The sequence below is a fragment of the Rhodococcus sp. CH91 genome (genome assembly GCF_022554085.1).
Taxonomy (GTDB): domain Bacteria; phylum Actinomycetota; class Actinomycetes; order Mycobacteriales; family Mycobacteriaceae; genus Rhodococcus.
In genome coordinates this window covers 90,311-105,484 of record NZ_JAKFYR010000009.1, presented here as the reverse complement: position 1 = coordinate 105,484, position 15,174 = coordinate 90,311, and the positions used below count along the sequence as shown (strand labels likewise).

Annotated in this window: 14 protein-coding genes; 8 read left to right on the top strand and 6 right to left on the bottom strand. The window is 66.8% G+C overall.

The window, feature by feature from the left end:
* Positions 1-111: 111 nt before the first annotated feature.
* Both MOM01_RS17430 and MOM01_RS17425 read left to right on the top strand, forming a co-directional pair.
* On the top strand, positions 112-1,026 hold the full coding sequence (locus MOM01_RS17430; RefSeq protein WP_277609910.1) for a D-2-hydroxyacid dehydrogenase: 915 nt from the start codon (positions 112-114) through the stop codon (positions 1,024-1,026).
* Positions 1,027-1,060: 34 nt separating this feature from the next.
* Positions 1,061-2,431, top strand: coding sequence for an amidase (locus tag MOM01_RS17425; protein WP_241386693.1), 1,371 nt, complete (start codon positions 1,061-1,063; stop codon positions 2,429-2,431).
* Positions 2,432-2,473: 42 nt separating this feature from the next.
* Here the strand turns inward: MOM01_RS17425 and MOM01_RS17420 are convergent, their stop codons facing one another.
* Together MOM01_RS17420 and MOM01_RS17415 are read right to left on the bottom strand one after the other, a co-directional pair.
* A complete protein-coding gene (locus tag MOM01_RS17420; protein ID WP_241386692.1) occupies positions 2,474-2,968 on the bottom strand; it encodes a DUF3830 family protein in 495 nt (164 codons plus the stop codon).
* Positions 2,969-2,986: 18 nt separating this feature from the next.
* Positions 2,987-4,228 carry an aspartate aminotransferase family protein gene (locus MOM01_RS17415; protein ID WP_241386691.1) on the bottom strand — a complete coding sequence of 414 codons (1,242 nt, stop codon included), beginning with the start codon at positions 4,226-4,228 and terminating at the stop codon, positions 2,987-2,989.
* A gap of 180 nt (positions 4,229-4,408) precedes the next feature.
* Here MOM01_RS17415 and MOM01_RS17410 point away from each other — a divergent pair, with 180 nt between their 5' ends.
* Entirely contained in the window at positions 4,409-5,311 is a 903-nt protein-coding gene (locus tag MOM01_RS17410; RefSeq protein WP_241386690.1) for a PRC-barrel domain-containing protein, read from the top strand.
* Positions 5,312-5,368: 57 nt separating this feature from the next.
* On the opposite strand, the gene hsaB is transcribed toward MOM01_RS17410, so the two are convergent.
* Genes hsaB through hsaA form a run of 4 tightly spaced genes read right to left on the bottom strand, consistent with a single transcriptional unit; the run spans position 5,369 to position 8,924 of the window.
* Positions 5,369-5,965, bottom strand: a complete 597-nt coding sequence (gene hsaB, locus MOM01_RS17405) for a 3-hydroxy-9,10-secoandrosta-1,3,5(10)-triene-9,17-dione monooxygenase reductase subunit (RefSeq protein WP_241386689.1) — start codon at positions 5,963-5,965, stop codon at positions 5,369-5,371.
* The gene (gene hsaC / locus MOM01_RS17400; protein WP_241386688.1) at positions 5,965-6,864 is read right to left on the bottom strand and encodes an iron-dependent extradiol dioxygenase HsaC; all 900 of its coding nucleotides are present in this window, start codon (positions 6,862-6,864) and stop codon (positions 5,965-5,967) included. The genes hsaB and hsaC overlap by 1 nt, the downstream gene beginning before the upstream one ends.
* Entirely contained in the window at positions 6,865-7,740 is an 876-nt protein-coding gene (gene hsaD / locus MOM01_RS17395; protein ID WP_241386687.1) for a 4,5:9,10-diseco-3-hydroxy-5,9,17-trioxoandrosta-1(10),2-diene-4-oate hydrolase, read from the bottom strand. It abuts the gene before it with no gap.
* Positions 7,741-7,748: 8 nt separating this feature from the next.
* Entirely contained in the window at positions 7,749-8,924 is a 1,176-nt protein-coding gene (hsaA, locus tag MOM01_RS17390; RefSeq protein ID WP_241386686.1) for a 3-hydroxy-9,10-secoandrosta-1,3,5(10)-triene-9,17-dione monooxygenase oxygenase subunit, read from the bottom strand.
* Between the two features lie 191 nt (positions 8,925-9,115).
* Here hsaA and MOM01_RS17385 point away from each other — a divergent pair, with 191 nt between their 5' ends.
* From MOM01_RS17385 to MOM01_RS17365, 5 genes are all read left to right on the top strand, one after another.
* On the top strand, positions 9,116-10,264 hold the full coding sequence (locus tag MOM01_RS17385) for a Rieske 2Fe-2S domain-containing protein (RefSeq protein ID WP_241386685.1): 1,149 nt from the start codon (positions 9,116-9,118) through the stop codon (positions 10,262-10,264).
* A 2-nt stretch (positions 10,265-10,266) separates the two neighbouring features.
* On the top strand, positions 10,267-10,629 hold the full coding sequence (locus MOM01_RS17380) for a hypothetical protein (protein WP_241386684.1): 363 nt from the start codon (positions 10,267-10,269) through the stop codon (positions 10,627-10,629).
* 132 nt (positions 10,630-10,761) lie between these two features.
* Positions 10,762-12,462 (top strand): 3-oxosteroid 1-dehydrogenase, encoded by a 1,701-nt coding sequence (kstD, locus tag MOM01_RS17375; RefSeq protein WP_241386683.1) that lies wholly within the window; start codon positions 10,762-10,764, stop codon positions 12,460-12,462.
* A gap of 43 nt (positions 12,463-12,505) precedes the next feature.
* Positions 12,506-13,366, top strand: coding sequence for a MaoC/PaaZ C-terminal domain-containing protein (locus MOM01_RS17370; protein WP_241386682.1), 861 nt, complete (start codon positions 12,506-12,508; stop codon positions 13,364-13,366).
* A 29-nt stretch (positions 13,367-13,395) separates the two neighbouring features.
* Positions 13,396-15,141 (top strand): cholesterol oxidase substrate-binding domain-containing protein, encoded by a 1,746-nt coding sequence (locus MOM01_RS17365; RefSeq protein WP_241386681.1) that lies wholly within the window; start codon positions 13,396-13,398, stop codon positions 15,139-15,141.
* Positions 15,142-15,174: the final 33 nt, after the last annotated feature.

Sequence of the window (15,174 nt, the reverse complement as noted above, 5' to 3'; positions counted from 1 at the left end):
CCAGCCTTGAAGATTGTTGACAATAATACGAGGCACCCATACGGTGTCAACGTGAACGCGAAACCGGTCGTGGCAGTGCTTCATGCCGAAGCGGTGCCCGATCGGGCCCGGATGGCTCCGGTAGCCGAACACGCCACCGTCCGTTACACCGACCGCGCCGGGCTGGCAGCCGCGCTCGACGGTGCCGAGGTGTTGTTCGCCTACGATTTCCTGTCCGACGCCCTACCGGACGCGTGGCACGCGGCCCGCTCCCTCGAATGGATCCACGTCGCCGCGGCGGGAGTCGACGCCCTGATGTTCCCCGCCCTGCGCGACAGCGACGTCGTGGTCACCAACTCGCGCGGCGTCTTCGACGGCGCGATCGCCGAATACGTTCTGGCCCAGATACTCTCCTTCGCCAAGGACATCCCCGAATCGTTGCGACTGCAAGACGGTCACATCTGGAAGCATCGGGAGTCGGAACGGATCGCCGGTCGCTCCGCGCTGGTCGTGGGCACGGGCCCGATCGGCCGCGCCGTCGCCCGGCTGCTCGGCGCGGTGGGCATGCGCGTCCGCGGATCGGGCCGGCGGCCCCGCCACGACGACCCCGACTTCGGGATCGTCACCGCGACCTCCGATCTTCCGGCCGCGCTGGCCGATGCCGATTTCGTCGTGGTCGCCGCACCTCTCACCGAGCAGACCCGCTACCTCTTCGACGCGCGGCTGTTCGCCGCCATGAAGCCCGGAGCGCGATTCGTCAACGTCGGACGCGGCGAGCTCGTGCGCACCGACGACCTCGTCGAGGCATTACGCTCCGGTACCCTCGCCGGCGCCGCGCTCGACGTACTCGACATCGAACCACTCCCCGACGACCATCCACTCTGGGACATGCCGAACGTCGTCATCACCCCTCACAATTCGGGTGATGTCGTCGGGTGGCGCGATGCCCTGGTGGACGTCTTCGCCGACAACTTCGCCCGTCGGCTCGCCGGCGAACCGTTACGGAACGTGGTGGACAAGAAACTGGGTTACGTGCCCGGCGCGTGAGGGTCGACAGCGCCCGACGACAAGGAGGCCCCCGATGGAGCCCACAGACATGACCGCCGTCGAACTCGTGTCGGCGTACTCCTCCGGTGAACTGTCCCCCGTCGAGGCGACGAAAGCCGTGCTCGAACGGATCACGCAGCACGACCGCGAGATCAATGCCTTCTGCCTCGTGGACGAGGAGAAGGCAGTGGACCAGGCCCGTGCATCAGAACACCGCTGGCGGACAGGATATTCGAAAGGACTCCTCGACGGAGTGCCGATCTCGGTGAAGGACGTCTTCCTCACCGACGGATGGCCCACCCTTCGCGGTTCGCAAGCGGTCGACGAGGACCAGGACTGGAATGTCGACAGCCCGGTGGCCGCCCGCCTGCGCGAGGACGGAATGGTGTTGGTGGGCAAGACCGCCACTCCCGAGATCGCCTGGAAGGCGGTGACGGATTCGGCACTGCACGGCATCACCACCAATCCCGCAGACCCGACGAAAACGGCCGGCGGATCCTCCGGGGGCAGTGCCGCGGCCGTCGCAGCCGGCTTCGGCCCCTGCTCGGTGGGTACGGACGGCGGAGGGAGCATCCGTATCCCCGCCGCCTTCTGCGGTGTCGTCGGCTTCAAACCGACCCACGGCCGGATCCCGATCTTCCCGGCCAGCCCGTTCGGCCCGCTCGCGCATGCCGGACCGATCACGCGAACCGTCGAGGACGCGGCGCTGCTCACCGACATCCTCGCTCTGCCCGACCCCCGCGACCCCACCGCGCTGGCGCCGCCGCTCGCGACCTTCCGCGGCGGCCTCAATCGTGAAGTGGTGGGGATGGACGTCGCCTATTCGAAGGACCTCGGTTACGTGCGCGTGGACCGGGAGGTCGGCGCGATCGTCGACCGTGCGGTCGGAATCCTCGACGAGGCCGGGCTCCGGGTGACCACAGCCGACCCGGGCTTCGACGACCCACTCGAGGCGTTCGAGAACCTGTGGGCGGCAGGCGCTGCCACGATGTTGAAGTCCTTTCCCGAGGGAGCACGCGACAAGGTGGACCCGGGACTGGGACACGTGTGGGCGCACGGTGAACGCCTCGGAGCCGTCGACTACCTCGAAGCGCGTGCGGTCGCCGCGTCGATCGGCATCACGATGGGGATCTTCCATCAGAGATACAACGTGCTGCTCACGCCGACGGTGCCGATTCCCGCCTTCGAGGCCGGCCACGATGTGCCCCCGGGTTCGACGGCCACCTCGTGGCCCCAGTGGACGCCGTTCACGTATCCCTTCAATCTCACGCAGCAACCCGCCATCAGCATCCCCGTGGGGACCACCTCGGCGGGACTGCCGGTGGGTCTGCAGATCATCGGGCCGCGGCATTCCGACGACCTGCTGCTCGCCGTGGCGAGATTCGCCGAGTACGCACTGAGTTGAACGCGTGCGGACCGCACCGAGTCCAACGAGTGCGAACCGCACCTATGCGCGAGCGAAGCTCAGGGTCTCCCCGACCACGCCCTGGATCCAGAGGTCGTTGCATGCGACGGCGAGTTCGGCCAGACCGTCCTCGATCGTCGCGAAGACGTTCCCCGGAACCCAGCCCACATCACCGTTGAGCAGTAGGTTGTTCCGCCCGTAGAACAACGCGAGATCGGTCGCCCCCTGTGCGGCATGAGCCGCGGAACCGGGTTCGTAACCGTATGCGGGATTACCGATCTCCCAGGCCTCGAAGTCGAACAGGCATACGTCGCCGGGAATCGGGGTCACCGTCGGATTCTCCCGATGCGGTGCCGCGGTGATCCGCGGCACCAGCGTGTACAGCTCGTTGCGGGCGTACTTGGCGTGGAAGGCAGAACCGCTCTGCGGCAGCGCGTTCCACACCGCTTCACAGGTGAGCGGAGCATCGGAGTCGAGAAGTCGCGCGCGGCAGGTGACGCCGCGCTTGTCGAGGCCGATCGTGATGTAGCGGGCCATGCACCCTCCTGTTTGCGTCTACGAGATCTCGGCGAGAACCTCGGACCAGATCCCGAGTGCGTCCTCGACCTGCCGTGCGGTGACGATCAACGGCGGGATCATCCTCACAACGTTCATGAACGCGCCACATGTCAGCAACAGCAGACCTTTTCGTGCTGCGAGTTGTTGCGCCGCCGTCGCCCGGTCCCGGTCGGGCGCACCGTCGGTGGTGAACTCGACACCTACCATGAGACCGAGCCCCCGGACATCCCCGACGGCGTCGGTCGCCTGTTCGCGCGCACCCGCGAGCAGTTCGCGTCCGCGCACCGCTGCATTGTGGACGAGTCCTTCCTTCTCGATCACGTCGAGTGTGGCCACCGCCGCCGCACACGAGACCGCGTTGGCTCCGTACGTTCCGCCCTGCGAGCCGGTCCAGGCACGGGCCATGAGTTCCTCCGAGGCGGCGATACCCGACAGTGGAAACCCGCTCGCGAGCCCCTTGGCGATGGTGATGACATCAGGGCTCACTCCGAAGTGCTGGTGGCCGAAGAACTTTCCGGTTCGACCGAAGCCCGTCTGAATCTCGTCGAAGACGAGCAGGATGCCGTGCTCGTCGGCCCGCTGCCGCAGGCCCTGGAAGAATCGCGCGTTCCCGGGCACGTAACCGCCCTCGCCCAGCACCGGTTCGACGACGAAGGCCGCGGTCTCCCCGGGTGCCGAGACGGTCGCGAACAGATAATCCAGTTCGCGCAGTGCGAAATCGGTCGCCTCGTCCTCCGACCAGCCATAGCGGTAGGCAGTGGGGAAAGGCGCGATGTGCACACCACCCATCAGCGGCGAGAAACCCGCGGAGAAGCGGGTTCCCGAGGTGGTCATGGTGGCTGCGGCGACGGTACGGCCGTGGAACCCCCCGTGGAAGACGACGACGTTCGGACGCCCGGTCGCCTGACGCACCAGCCTCAGTGCTGCTTCGACGGCCTCGCTGCCCGAGTTGGCGAAGAACAACGAGTCCAGCCCTTCGGGCAGCACGGCACCGAGCCGCTCGGTGAGTTCGAGCAGGGGCAGGTGCATCACCGTCGTGTACTGCCCGTGAATGAGCGAGCCGACCTGCCGGCGGGCCGCCTCGACGACGTGAGGATGACAGTGACCGGTGCTCGTCACGCCGATACCTGCGGTGAAGTCGAGATAGCGGCGGCCGTCCGTGCCGTGGACGTAGCACCCCTCGGCGTGTTCGACGGTGACGGGCGTGGCCTGCACCAGGCGGGGCGACAGTCCGGTCATGACGGTCCTTCCGCACGGCCGGGAGACGCGAATCCCGCGACCTGTTGTCGGATTGTTGACAATATGGATAACACGCTGCGGAAGGCGGCGCAACGGTGAGCACCCCGGTGCGCGTTTCACTGCTCGTAGGCGAGGGCATCCGCACTGCAGGAAGCTGCATCGCCCACGGACGAGGACATCATGATCAGCAACGACGACATCGACACCCTCTCGCGCGCCACCGCATACGGCCCCGACGGCGACAAGCTCGGCCGCGTCGGAGAGGTGTACCTGGACAACGACACGGGCCGGCCCGCATGGATCACCGTCGTCACGGGTCTGTTCGGGACGCGCCGGCACTTCGCTCCCATCGACGAGGCCGAGCTCGACAGCTCGGGCGTACGCCTGCCGTACGACAAGGACACCATCACCGGCGCCCCGAACATCGACGAGAACGGCGAGCTCACCCCGCTCGAAGAGGACGAACTGTATCGCTACTACCGGCGAGCCGGCGACACCGGGGGTGCGGCCGGCAGGAGCGGCCCGGCCGGTGGCGATACCGGCAGGGACACCGGCGCACCGCACACCGGCGAGACGTACGGAACCCCCACACCGCCCACCGCAGGACAGTCGCACGCCCCCACCGCAGGGCAGTCGCACGCCCCCACCGCAGGACAGCCGCACACACCCCCCGCACCGCCTGCGGCAGGACAGTCGCACGCCCCCACCGCGGACTTCGCCCGCGAGGAGATCGCCGGCGACTACCGGCCGAGCGAAGGGCAGCGGGACGCTCCGCTCGGCCACTCCGTGCCGGGCGGAACCGGCTCGATATCCCCGGGCCCCGGTGACCCGGCCGGCGGCACTCCCCGGCACTCGGCCGCGGACACGGGATCCGACCAGGAGATCGTCGGACCGGGCCCGACCGGCCCCGCACATTCCCCGTCGCCGGCAGGTGGCACGCCGACCGCCGGAGACGACACCACCGGTTCGGGCGGCGCGGACGCGCAGCGGCCACGCAAGCCGCGACTCGTCCGGCGCGTGGTGACGACCGAGTACTACGAGGAGGCAACGGAGGACGACGGCGGCGACACCCCCCGTTCCTGACCGTCCCCTCTGCCGCACGGAGCCGGGTGCCCCCACGGGGAGCACCCGGCTCCGGCCTTACAACCAGGTGTCCTCGGTGACCGAAGTGAGGAATGCCTCGAGATCGTCCCTCCACGGCGCGGGGGCAGTCTTCTCCGGTTCGATACCGGTGTACCGACCGCGATAGAACAACAGGGGACGTTCCTTCTCGTCGCCCACCTCGCTCAACGAGGACACGCGGCCGAACACCACCCGATGATCTCCCCCGTCGTGCACGCTCTCGACGGTGCAGTCGATGTGCGCGAGCGACCCGCTCAGGACGGGTGAGCCCAGCGGCGACGGTGCCCAGTCGATTCCTGCGAACTTGTCGGGCTCACGTGAACCGAACCGTGCGCAGATCTGCTGCTGCTCCTCGGCGAGGACGTTGACGCAGAACCTTCCCGACCGTTCGATGGCCGACCACGACCGTGACTGCTTCGTCGGGCAGAACAGCACGAGTGGTGGGTCGAGGGACAGCGCCGCGAACGACTGGCACGCGAAACCCACCGGCGCACCGTCGTCGACGGTGGTGATGATCGTGATGCCGGTGCAGAACTGCCCGAGGACGGTACGGAACGTCTTCGGGTCGATCCCGGTGCCGTCTCCGGTCCCGGAACCACCACCGAGCGCGGGCATTACTGCATTCCCACCGAGAAGTCGTGACCCCACAGACTCACGGCGGTGGACTCCCGGGCGATCCAGTCCTCGTCCTCGACCTGCAATCCCTCGCAGCCGAACTCGACGTCGAAGCCGCCGGGGGTCTTCATGTAGAAGGACAGCATCTTGTCGTTGACGTGCCGGCCCAGCGTCGCGGACATCTTGACCTTCTTGCGCAGGGCCCGGTCCAGGGCGAGACCGACGTCGTCGGAATTCTCGACCTCGATCATCAGGTGCACGATGCCCGTCGGTGTGGGCATGGGCATGAAGGCGAGGCTGTGATGGCGCGGATTGCATCCGAAGAACCTGAGCCAGGCCGGCTTACCGTCGGCGGGCCGGCCGACGAGCTGCGGGGGAAGCCGCATCGAGTCGCGCAGACGGAAGCCCAGCACGTCGCGGTAGAAGCGGAGGGACTCCTCGTCGTCGTGCGTGGAGAGCACGACGTGCCCGAGTCCCTGCTCACCCGTGACGAAGCGGTGCCCGTACGGGCTGACCACCCGCCGGTGTTCGAGCGCGGCGCCGTGGAACGCCTCGAGCGTGTTGCCGGACGGGTCCTGGAAGACGACCAGTTCGTCGACACGGCGGTCGGCGAGCTGCTCCGCGGTGCCCTCCTTGAACGGCACGCCCGCAGCCGACAGACTGTCGCGGACCTGCTGGAGATCGGCGGCATTCGCGGTCTCCCAGCCTGCGACGAGCAGCCGGTCGGTCTCGTGCGGCTCGATCACCAGCCGCGCGGGGAAATCGTCCATCCGGAGATACAGCGCATCCGAATCGACGCCCTTGCCCTCGACCATGCCGAGAACCTTGAGCCCGTACTCGCGCCAGGCGGGAAGATCGGTGGCGCCGATCCGAAGATATGCCAGTGATCGGATACTCATCTACTCGACTCCGTCCGTGAGGAAATCCACTGTCAGACGATTGAATTCGTCGAACTTCTCCAGTTGCGCCCAGTGCCCGCACCCACCGAAGACGTGCAGCTGCGCCCGCGGGATCATCTTCAGGGCGACGAGTGCACCGTCGAGCGGATTGACGCGATCCTCGCGTCCCCAGATCAGCAGCACACGTTGTCGGAGCTTGTAGGCATCGCGCCAGAGCATCCCGAGTTCGAAATCGGGGCCCGAGAACGACTTGCCCATGGACTTCGCCGCGGCGAGCGACTCCGGAGTGCTCGCTGCGGCGAAACGCTCGTCGAGCAGTTCGTCGGTGATGAGCGACTGGTCGAAGACCATGATCCGCAGGAACGCCTCGAGGTTCTCACGCGTGGGCTGGTAACCGAACCGGCCGAGGTTCTTCACGCCCTCTGTCGGATCGGGTGCGAACAGATTCACGCTCAGGCCGCCCGGCCCCATGAGCACGAGACGTCCGGCGCGGTCGGGGAAGTCGAGCGCGAACCGCACCGCCGCACCGCCGCCGAGCGAATTGCCGAGCAGGTGCACACGCTGCTCGATGCCCAGATGGTCGAGCAGGTCGCGCAGGGCCGTGGCACTGTGCACGAAATACTGGGGGTGCTCGGTGGGCTTGTCCGACTTGCCGTAGCCGGGCTGGTCCACACAGATGACGTGGAACCTCTCGGCGAGGACCGGGATGTTGCGGGAGAAGTTCGACCAGCCCGAGGCACCCGGACCGCCGCCGTGGAGCAAGACGATCGTGGTGTCGTTCCCGACGCCGGCCTCGTGGTAGTGCATCCGGAGGTCGTCCCGTACCTGCGCGAAGCGGGAGGTGGACTCGTAGGTGATCTCGTCGATCGCGGTCACATCCACTCCTAGACCATCGTGTCGGTGATCGGCAGGCCGAACTCGGCGGCACCGAACATCACGTACGCGCGCTCGGCGTCGTTGGCGGCGTGCACCCGCCCCGCGTGCGCGTCGCGCCAGAAACGCTGGATCGGTGTGCCGTCCGCAAGGGCCGTGGCGCCGGAATTCTCGAAGAGCCGATCGATCGAGGTGATGGCACGGCCGGTCGCGCGGACCTGGTCGCGACGTGCGCGCAGGCGCAGTTCCATCGGAACCTCCTCGCCGGCGACCAGATAGGCGTACTCGTCGGCGACGTTGCCGGACAATTGGCGCCACGCCGCGTCGATGTCGCTCGACGCCTCGGCGATGCGCACCTTCGCGAACGGGTCGTCCTTGGCCTTCTCACCCGCGTACGCCGCCCGGACACGCTTGCCCTGGTGCTCGACGTGCGCGGCATACGCGCCGTAGGCCATCCCGACGATGGGCGTCGAGATGGTCGTGGGATGCACCGTTCCCCACGGCATCTTGTACACGGGTGCAGTGTTGCGCTCGAGGCCCGGCGAGGCGAGATCATTCATGGCCTTGAAGCTCAGGAAGCGGTGCCGGGGGACGAAGACATCCTTGACCACTACGGTGTTCGAGCCGGTGCCGCGCAACCCCACCACGTGCCACACGTCGTCGATCTCGTATTCCGAACGGGGAATCAGGAAGCTGCCGAAGTCCACGGGCCGGCCGTCCTTGATGACCGGCCCACCGACCACGACCCAGCTCGCGTGGTCGCAGCCCGACGACCAGGCCCACGCACCGTTGACCTTGTAGCCGCCCTCGACGACCTCACCGGCGCCCATCGGTGCGTAGGACGAGGAGATCCGGACGTCGGTGTCCTCTCCCCAGACCTCCTCCTGGGCCTCTTGTGCGAACAGGGCGAGATGCCAGTTGTGGACACCGATGATGCCGGAGACCCATCCGGTGGATCCGCAGGCGCTCGCGATGTTGCGAACGGCGGTGTAGAAGGTGACGGGATCGGCCTCGTATCCGCCCCACTGGGCCGGTTGCAGAAGTTTGAAGAAGCCGGCCTCCTGCAGTTCCTTGATCGAGTCGTCGGGGACCCGGCGCAGATTCTCGGCTTCCTGCGCCCGTTCGCGCAGCGTGGGCAGCAGAGCGTCGATCCGCTGCAGTACCTCGTGACTGTCGTGGTCACCCACTGGACGCTCCCGTCTGTTCAGGAATTGATCGCTTGCACCGAGACTAGAACATGTTCCTATTCGTGTCGAGGGAGGCGGGTTGCGCTGGTAGGCGATCTTCTTTCAGGGACCAAAGTCCTCGAACCCTTCCCCTGAGGTGGCAACTTCTATAACGTGTTCTAGGAAGATTTCCGAAAGGGGAGTGAGCGGACATGGCACAGATTCGCGAGATCGACGTCGGAGAGGTTCGGACACGTTTCGCGCGGGGCTGGCACTGCCTCGGACTCAGCCGCACGTTCAAGGACGGCCGACCCCACCCGATCGAGGCGTTCGGCACCAAGCTCGTGGTGTGGGCCGACAGCAGCGGTGAGCTGAAGGTGCTCGACGCGTACTGCCGGCACATGGGCGGCGACCTTTCGCAGGGCGAGATCAAGGGCGACTCGATCGCGTGCCCGTTCCACGACTGGCGCTGGGGTGGTAACGGCAAGTGCACCGAGATCCCCTATTCGCGGCGCGTGCCTCCGCTGGCCCGTACGCGTTCGTGGACCACCATGGAGCGGCACGGCCAGCTGTTCGTGTGGAACGACCCCGAGGGCAACCCTCCGCCTCCGGAGGTCACCGTTCCGGAGATCGAGCAGTACGGCTCGGACGAATGGACGGACTGGACCTGGAACCAGATCCGGATCGAGGGTTCGAACTGCCGTGAGATCATCGACAACGTCGTCGACATGGCGCACTTCTTCTACATCCACTACGCCTTCCCCACGTTCTTCAAGAACGTCTTCGAAGGTCACATCGCCGAGCAGTATCTCAACACCCGGGGTCGCCCCGACAAGGGTATGGCGACGCAGTACGGCATGGAGTCGACCCTCGAGTCGTACGCCGCCTATTACGGCCCGTCCTACATGATCAATCCGCTGAACAACAACTACGGCGGGTACCGGACCGAGTCCGTGCTGATCAATTGCCACTACCCGATCACGCACGACTCCTTCATGCTCCAGTACGGCATCATCGTCAAGAAGCCGACAGGCATGTCGGCGGAGCAGTCGGACGCACTCGCCGCGAAGCTCACCGAGGGCATCGGCGAAGGATTCCTCCAGGACGTCGAGATCTGGAAGAACAAGACCAAGATCGAGAATCCCCTCCTGTGCGAGGAGGACGGCCCTGTCTACCAGCTCCGTCGCTGGTACGAGCAGTTCTATGTCGACGTCGCGGACGTCACCGAGAAGATGACCGATCGGTTCGAATTCGAGGTCGACACCGCCAAGGCCAACGAGGCCTGGGAGAAGGAAGTCGCCGAGAATCTCGCACGCACGAAGCGCGAGCAGGACCAGGGCAAGCAGGAAGCGCAGGTGTAACGATGAATGCTTCGGCCCGGCAGGGCAGATGGGCGAAGTCCCCGAACTTCGCCGAATGGCCCGATCGGGCCGAAGCCATCGCGGCGCAGACCGCGATCGACAAGATCAACTATCTCGAATCCGGGCAACACGAGGTCCGGTGCCGCGAGTGCGGCACGTGCGTTCTCGTGCGCAAGCACAGCCTGTCGCACACGAGTGTCCAGTGGCAGGACGATCCCGACGACGTGTGCCCGACCTTCCGCGAGAGCGCCGCAACCCGCGGATCGTCCATCACGCCACGGGAAGGCTGCCCCCGGCTTCAGGCGAGTATCGATCAGGCCGTGCTCGACGGAAGCCTGCCCGTCCCCCACACCTTCCCGGCGTAACGGGGCCCGAGAACCCGCTCCACCCGCGACGGTGCCGTCTACGCGACGGCGCCGTCGCGTTTTCGCTTCACCTCCAGGACTCTTCGTTTTCGGGGATGGACTCCTCACCCCCATTTCTATAACGTGTTCTACATGACGAAGCAGGAGTACGACATCGTTGTCGTCGGCAGCGGTGCCGGCGGAATGACCGCTGCCATCACCGCTGCCCGCAAGGGCGCTGACGTGGTCCTGATCGAGAAGGCTCCGCGCTACGGCGGGTCGAGCGCACGCTCCGGCGGCGGCGTGTGGATCCCCAACAACGACGCACTGAAAGCGGCGGGGGTCGACGACACCCCGGAAGCCGCGCGTACCTACCTGCACAGCATCATCGGCGACGACGTCCCCGCCGAGAAGATCGACACCTACATCGATCGCGGGCCGGAGATGCTCTCCTTCGTCCTGAAACACAGCGCGCTCGAGTTGCAATGGGTACCGGGCTATTCCGACTACTACCCCGAAGCTCCCGGCGGACGACCCGGCGGGCGTTCGGTGGAACCGACGCCCTTCGACGGGCGGCGCCTCGGCGACGACCTCGAACTCCTCGAGCCCGACTATGCGCGTGCTCCCAAGAACTTCGTCATCACCCAGGCCGACTACAAGTGGCTGAACCTGCTCATGCGCAATCCCCGCGGGCCGCTGCGGGCCGCACGCGTCGGCGCGCGGTTCGTCTGGGCGAATCTGACCAGGAAGCATCTTCTCGTCCGAGGGCAGGCCCTCATGGCAGGTCTGCGGATCGGATTGCGCGACGCCGGTGTCCCGCTCCTGCTCGACACCGCGCTGACGGACCTCGTCGTCGAGGACGGCACCGTGCGCGGCGTCGAGGTCCTCAGCGGCGGTGAGAAACGAATCATCCGCGCACGCAAGGGCGTGATCCTCGCGAGCGGTGGTTTCGAGCACAACGCCGAGATGCGCGCGAAGTACCAGCGCCGGCCGATCGGCACGGAATGGACGGTGGGCGCCAAAGCGAACACCGGAGACGGCATCCTCGCCGGCCGGAAGCTCGGTGCGGCAGTCGACTTCATGGACGACGCGTGGTGGGGCCCGTCCTTCACCCTCACGGGCGGCCCGTGGTTCGCCCTGTCGGAGCGCAGCCTTCCCGGCTGTCTCATGGTCAACGCCGCAGGCAAGCGTTTCGTCAACGAGTCGGCGCCGTACGTCGAGGCCACCCACGCGATGTACGGCGGGGCGCACGGACGTGGCGAGGGCCCTGGTGAGAACATCCCGAGCTGGCTGATCCTCGATCAGCGCTACCGCGACCGCTACACCTTCGCCGGCATCACCCCCCGAACCCCCTTCCCCCGCCGCTGGCTCGAAGCAGGTGTGCTCGTCAAGGCCGCGACCATCGGTGAACTCGCCGAGAAGATCGGCGTACCGGCCGACGCACTCACCGAGACGGTGGAACGTTTCAACGGATTCGCGCGGGCCGGCAAGGACGAGGATTTCGGGCGCGGCGAATCCCACTACGACCATTACTACGGGGATCCCCGCAACAAGCCGAATCCCAGTCTCGGCGTGGTCGACAAGGCGCCCTTCTACGCCTTCACGGTGGTTCCCGGCGATCTCGGCACCAAGGGCGGGCTGGTCACCGATGTCCACGGCCGGGTCGTGCGCGAGGACGGCGGCGTGATCGACGGCCTCTACGCGACCGGCAATGTCAGCTCACCCGTCATGGGCCACACCTACGCCGGTCCCGGCGCCACCATCGGGCCGGCGATGACGTTCGGCTATCTCGCGGCCCTCGACATCCTCGACCGCACCCGCGACGACCTACGCGAATCCGCCGACACCGTGTGACCCCACGCCCATCCCGAGTCCGAGTCGACGAAAGGAACCGCCCGTGCCCATCGACCCCTCGGTCGCCGTCGGAGCCGAACTGCCCGCCCAGGAATTCGAGTGGAACAGTAACGATGTCCAGCTCTACAACCTCGGCATCGGCGCCGGTTCCCGCCCCACCGATGCCGGGGAACTCCGGTACCTCCGGGACAAGGACCCGCAGGTGCTCCCCACCTTCGCCACCGTGGCCGCGACCTTCCACCAGATCGAGCCGCCACGCGTGTCGTTCCCCGGGATCGAGATCGATCTCGCCAAGGTCGTCCACGGTAGCCAGCAGGTGACCGTGCACGCACCCATCCCCGCTTCGGGGAAGGGTCGCACCGTCACCCGGATCGCAGAGGTGTGGGACAAGGGCAGAGCTGCGGTGATAATCCAGGAATCGGTGACAGAGGACCTCGAGGGCACTCCCCTGTGGACCGCACGATCGTCGATCTTCGCGCGTGGTGAAGGCGGCTTCGGCGGGGAACGCGGACCGTCCGAATCGGTCGCGATCCCCGAACGTGCGCCGGACGCCGAGTTCGACGTTCCGACGCTCCCGCAGCAGGCGCTGCTCTACCGCCTCTGCGGCGACCGGAACCCGCTGCACTCCGACCCCGAATTCGCCTCCGCAGCAGGATTTCCCGCACCGATACTGCACGGATTGTGCAGCTACGGAATCGTGTGCAAGGCGGTGACCGACCACCTGCTCGACGCCGACGCGACGCGCGTCGCGGGGTTCCGGGCACGGTTCGCCGGCGTCGTCTATCCCGGCGAGACGCTCCGGGTACGCGTGTGGAGCGACGGCGAGCGCAAGCTCGTGACCGCCTCCGTGGTCGAACGCGACCTCGCCCCCGCCCTTGCCGACGTGATACTCACCGTGGCCTGAACGCCACCTCCGAAAGAGCGATACACAACATGACACTTCGTGATTCGTCGCCGCGTCTCTCGCGGCGCGGCTTCCTCGCGGCCGGTGCAGGCGCACTGGCGCTCACCGCCGTCGGTGGCTGGACCCCGGTGCACGCTGTTCCTTCGGGATCGGCAGGGGCAACGATCCCCGTTCCGCCGGGCTTCCCCGAGGGCATCGACCTCTATCAGCAGGCGTACCAGAACTGGTCGAAAGAGATCATGCTCGACGCGATCCAGACCTGCGCGCCGCGCACGCCCGACGACGTCGTGCGTCTCGTGAACTGGGCTCACCGGAGCGGATACACCATCCGCCCTCGCGGCGCGATGCACGGATGGACGCCTCTGACCATCGTCAACGGCGCACCCGTCGACCGGGTGATCCTGGCCGACACCATGCTTCACCTCGACTGGGTGCAGGTGGATCCCGGAGGTTCACCCGCGACCGTGACGGCCGGACCCGGCGCGACCCTCGACGCCATCACGACCGCACTGCAGGATCACGGCCTCGGTCTCGCGAACCTTCCTGCCCCCGGTGTGTTGTCGATCGCGGGCGCACTGGCCGTCAACGCACACGGCGCTGCGCTGCCCGCGGACGGTGAACCGACCGTCGCGGGGCACAGCTTCGGCTCGCTGAGCAATCTGGTCACCGAACTGACGGCCGTGGTGTGGGACGGGGATGCGTACGCACTACGTACCTTCACCCGCGCCGATCCCGAGATCACGCCGCTGCTCACCCACCTCGGCCGTACTTTCATCACGTCCGTCACCCTGCAGGCCGGCCCGAATTACCGTATGAGGTGCCAGTCCTTCACCGACATCTCCTGGCAGGAACTGTTTGCTCCCGCGGGAGCGCCGGGACGAACCTTCGAATCGTTCGTCGCCTCCGCCGGTCGCGCCGAGGCCATCTGGTATCCGTTCACGGACAAGCCCTGGACGAAGGTCTGGTCGATCGCCCCGGAGAAGCCTCCGACCTCCCGAGAAGTGACCGGCCCGTACAACTACCCCTTCTCCGACAACGTGCCCGAACCGATCACCGATCTTCTCGGACAGTTGACGGCCGGGAACACTTCGATCGCACCGGCTTTCGGCCAGACCTACTACGGCGTCACGGTGGCGGGTCTGGCCGCGACCGGATCGTCCGACATCTGGGGTTGGTCGAAGGACCTGCAGTTCTACATCAAGGCGACCACTCTGCGTCTCACCGAGGGTGGCGGCGCGGTGCTCACGAATCGCGCCAACATCGCGAACGTGATCCACGATTTCGCCCACTGGTTCGCCGAACGCATCGAGCACTACCGCAGCCTGGGACAGTTCCCCCTCAACGGCCCTGTCGAAATCCGTTGCTGCGGACTCGATCAGCCGGACGACGTGCTCGTCCCTTCGGCAGGACCCCCGACGATCGCGTCCACCCGCCCTCGCCCCGACCACCCGGAATGGGACACGGCCATCTGGCTCAACGTGCTCGGCGTACCGGGAACTCCCGGCATGTTCGCCTTCTACCGCGAGATGGAACAGTGGATGCGCGGGCGGTACAACGGTGAAGACTCCACCTTCCGCCCCGAATGGTCGAAAGGCTGGGCGTTCGGCCCCGACCTGCCCTACACGGACGAGGGGATCATCACCCGGGATCTCCCCGATACCTACCGCGAAGGTGTTCCCTCCGAAGAGAACTGGGATTCGGCCCGCACGGTCTACAACCACCTCGACCCGCATCGGGTCTTCAGCAACACCTTCATCGACAGGTTGCTCCCCTGATCGCCGCACGGGCACGGAAGCAGTCCTTTGCTA

What these genes read in the sequence shown, in the direction of transcription:
- MOM01_RS17380 (WP_241386684.1), top strand. Translation starts at nt 10,267, where the DNA reads ATGAATGCTTCGGCCCGGCAGGGCAGATGGGCGAAGTCCCCGAACTTC.
- kstD (WP_241386683.1), top strand. Translation starts at nt 10,762, where the DNA reads ATGACGAAGCAGGAGTACGACATCGTTGTCGTCGGCAGCGGTGCCGGC.
- MOM01_RS17420 (WP_241386692.1), bottom strand. Translation starts at nt 2,968, where the DNA reads ATGGCCCGCTACATCACGATCGGCCTCGACAAGCGCGGCGTCACCTGC.
- MOM01_RS17385 (WP_241386685.1), top strand. Translation starts at nt 9,116, where the DNA reads ATGGCACAGATTCGCGAGATCGACGTCGGAGAGGTTCGGACACGTTTC.
- MOM01_RS17430 (WP_277609910.1), top strand. Translation starts at nt 112, where the DNA reads ATGGCTCCGGTAGCCGAACACGCCACCGTCCGTTACACCGACCGCGCC.
- MOM01_RS17415 (WP_241386691.1), bottom strand. Translation starts at nt 4,228, where the DNA reads ATGACCGGACTGTCGCCCCGCCTGGTGCAGGCCACGCCCGTCACCGTC.
- MOM01_RS17425 (WP_241386693.1), top strand. Translation starts at nt 1,061, where the DNA reads ATGGAGCCCACAGACATGACCGCCGTCGAACTCGTGTCGGCGTACTCC.
- MOM01_RS17365 (WP_241386681.1), top strand. Translation starts at nt 13,396, where the DNA reads ATGACACTTCGTGATTCGTCGCCGCGTCTCTCGCGGCGCGGCTTCCTC.
- hsaB (WP_241386689.1), bottom strand. Translation starts at nt 5,965, where the DNA reads ATGCCCGCGCTCGGTGGTGGTTCCGGGACCGGAGACGGCACCGGGATC.
- hsaC (WP_241386688.1), bottom strand. Translation starts at nt 6,864, where the DNA reads ATGAGTATCCGATCACTGGCATATCTTCGGATCGGCGCCACCGATCTT.
- MOM01_RS17410 (WP_241386690.1), top strand. Translation starts at nt 4,409, where the DNA reads ATGATCAGCAACGACGACATCGACACCCTCTCGCGCGCCACCGCATAC.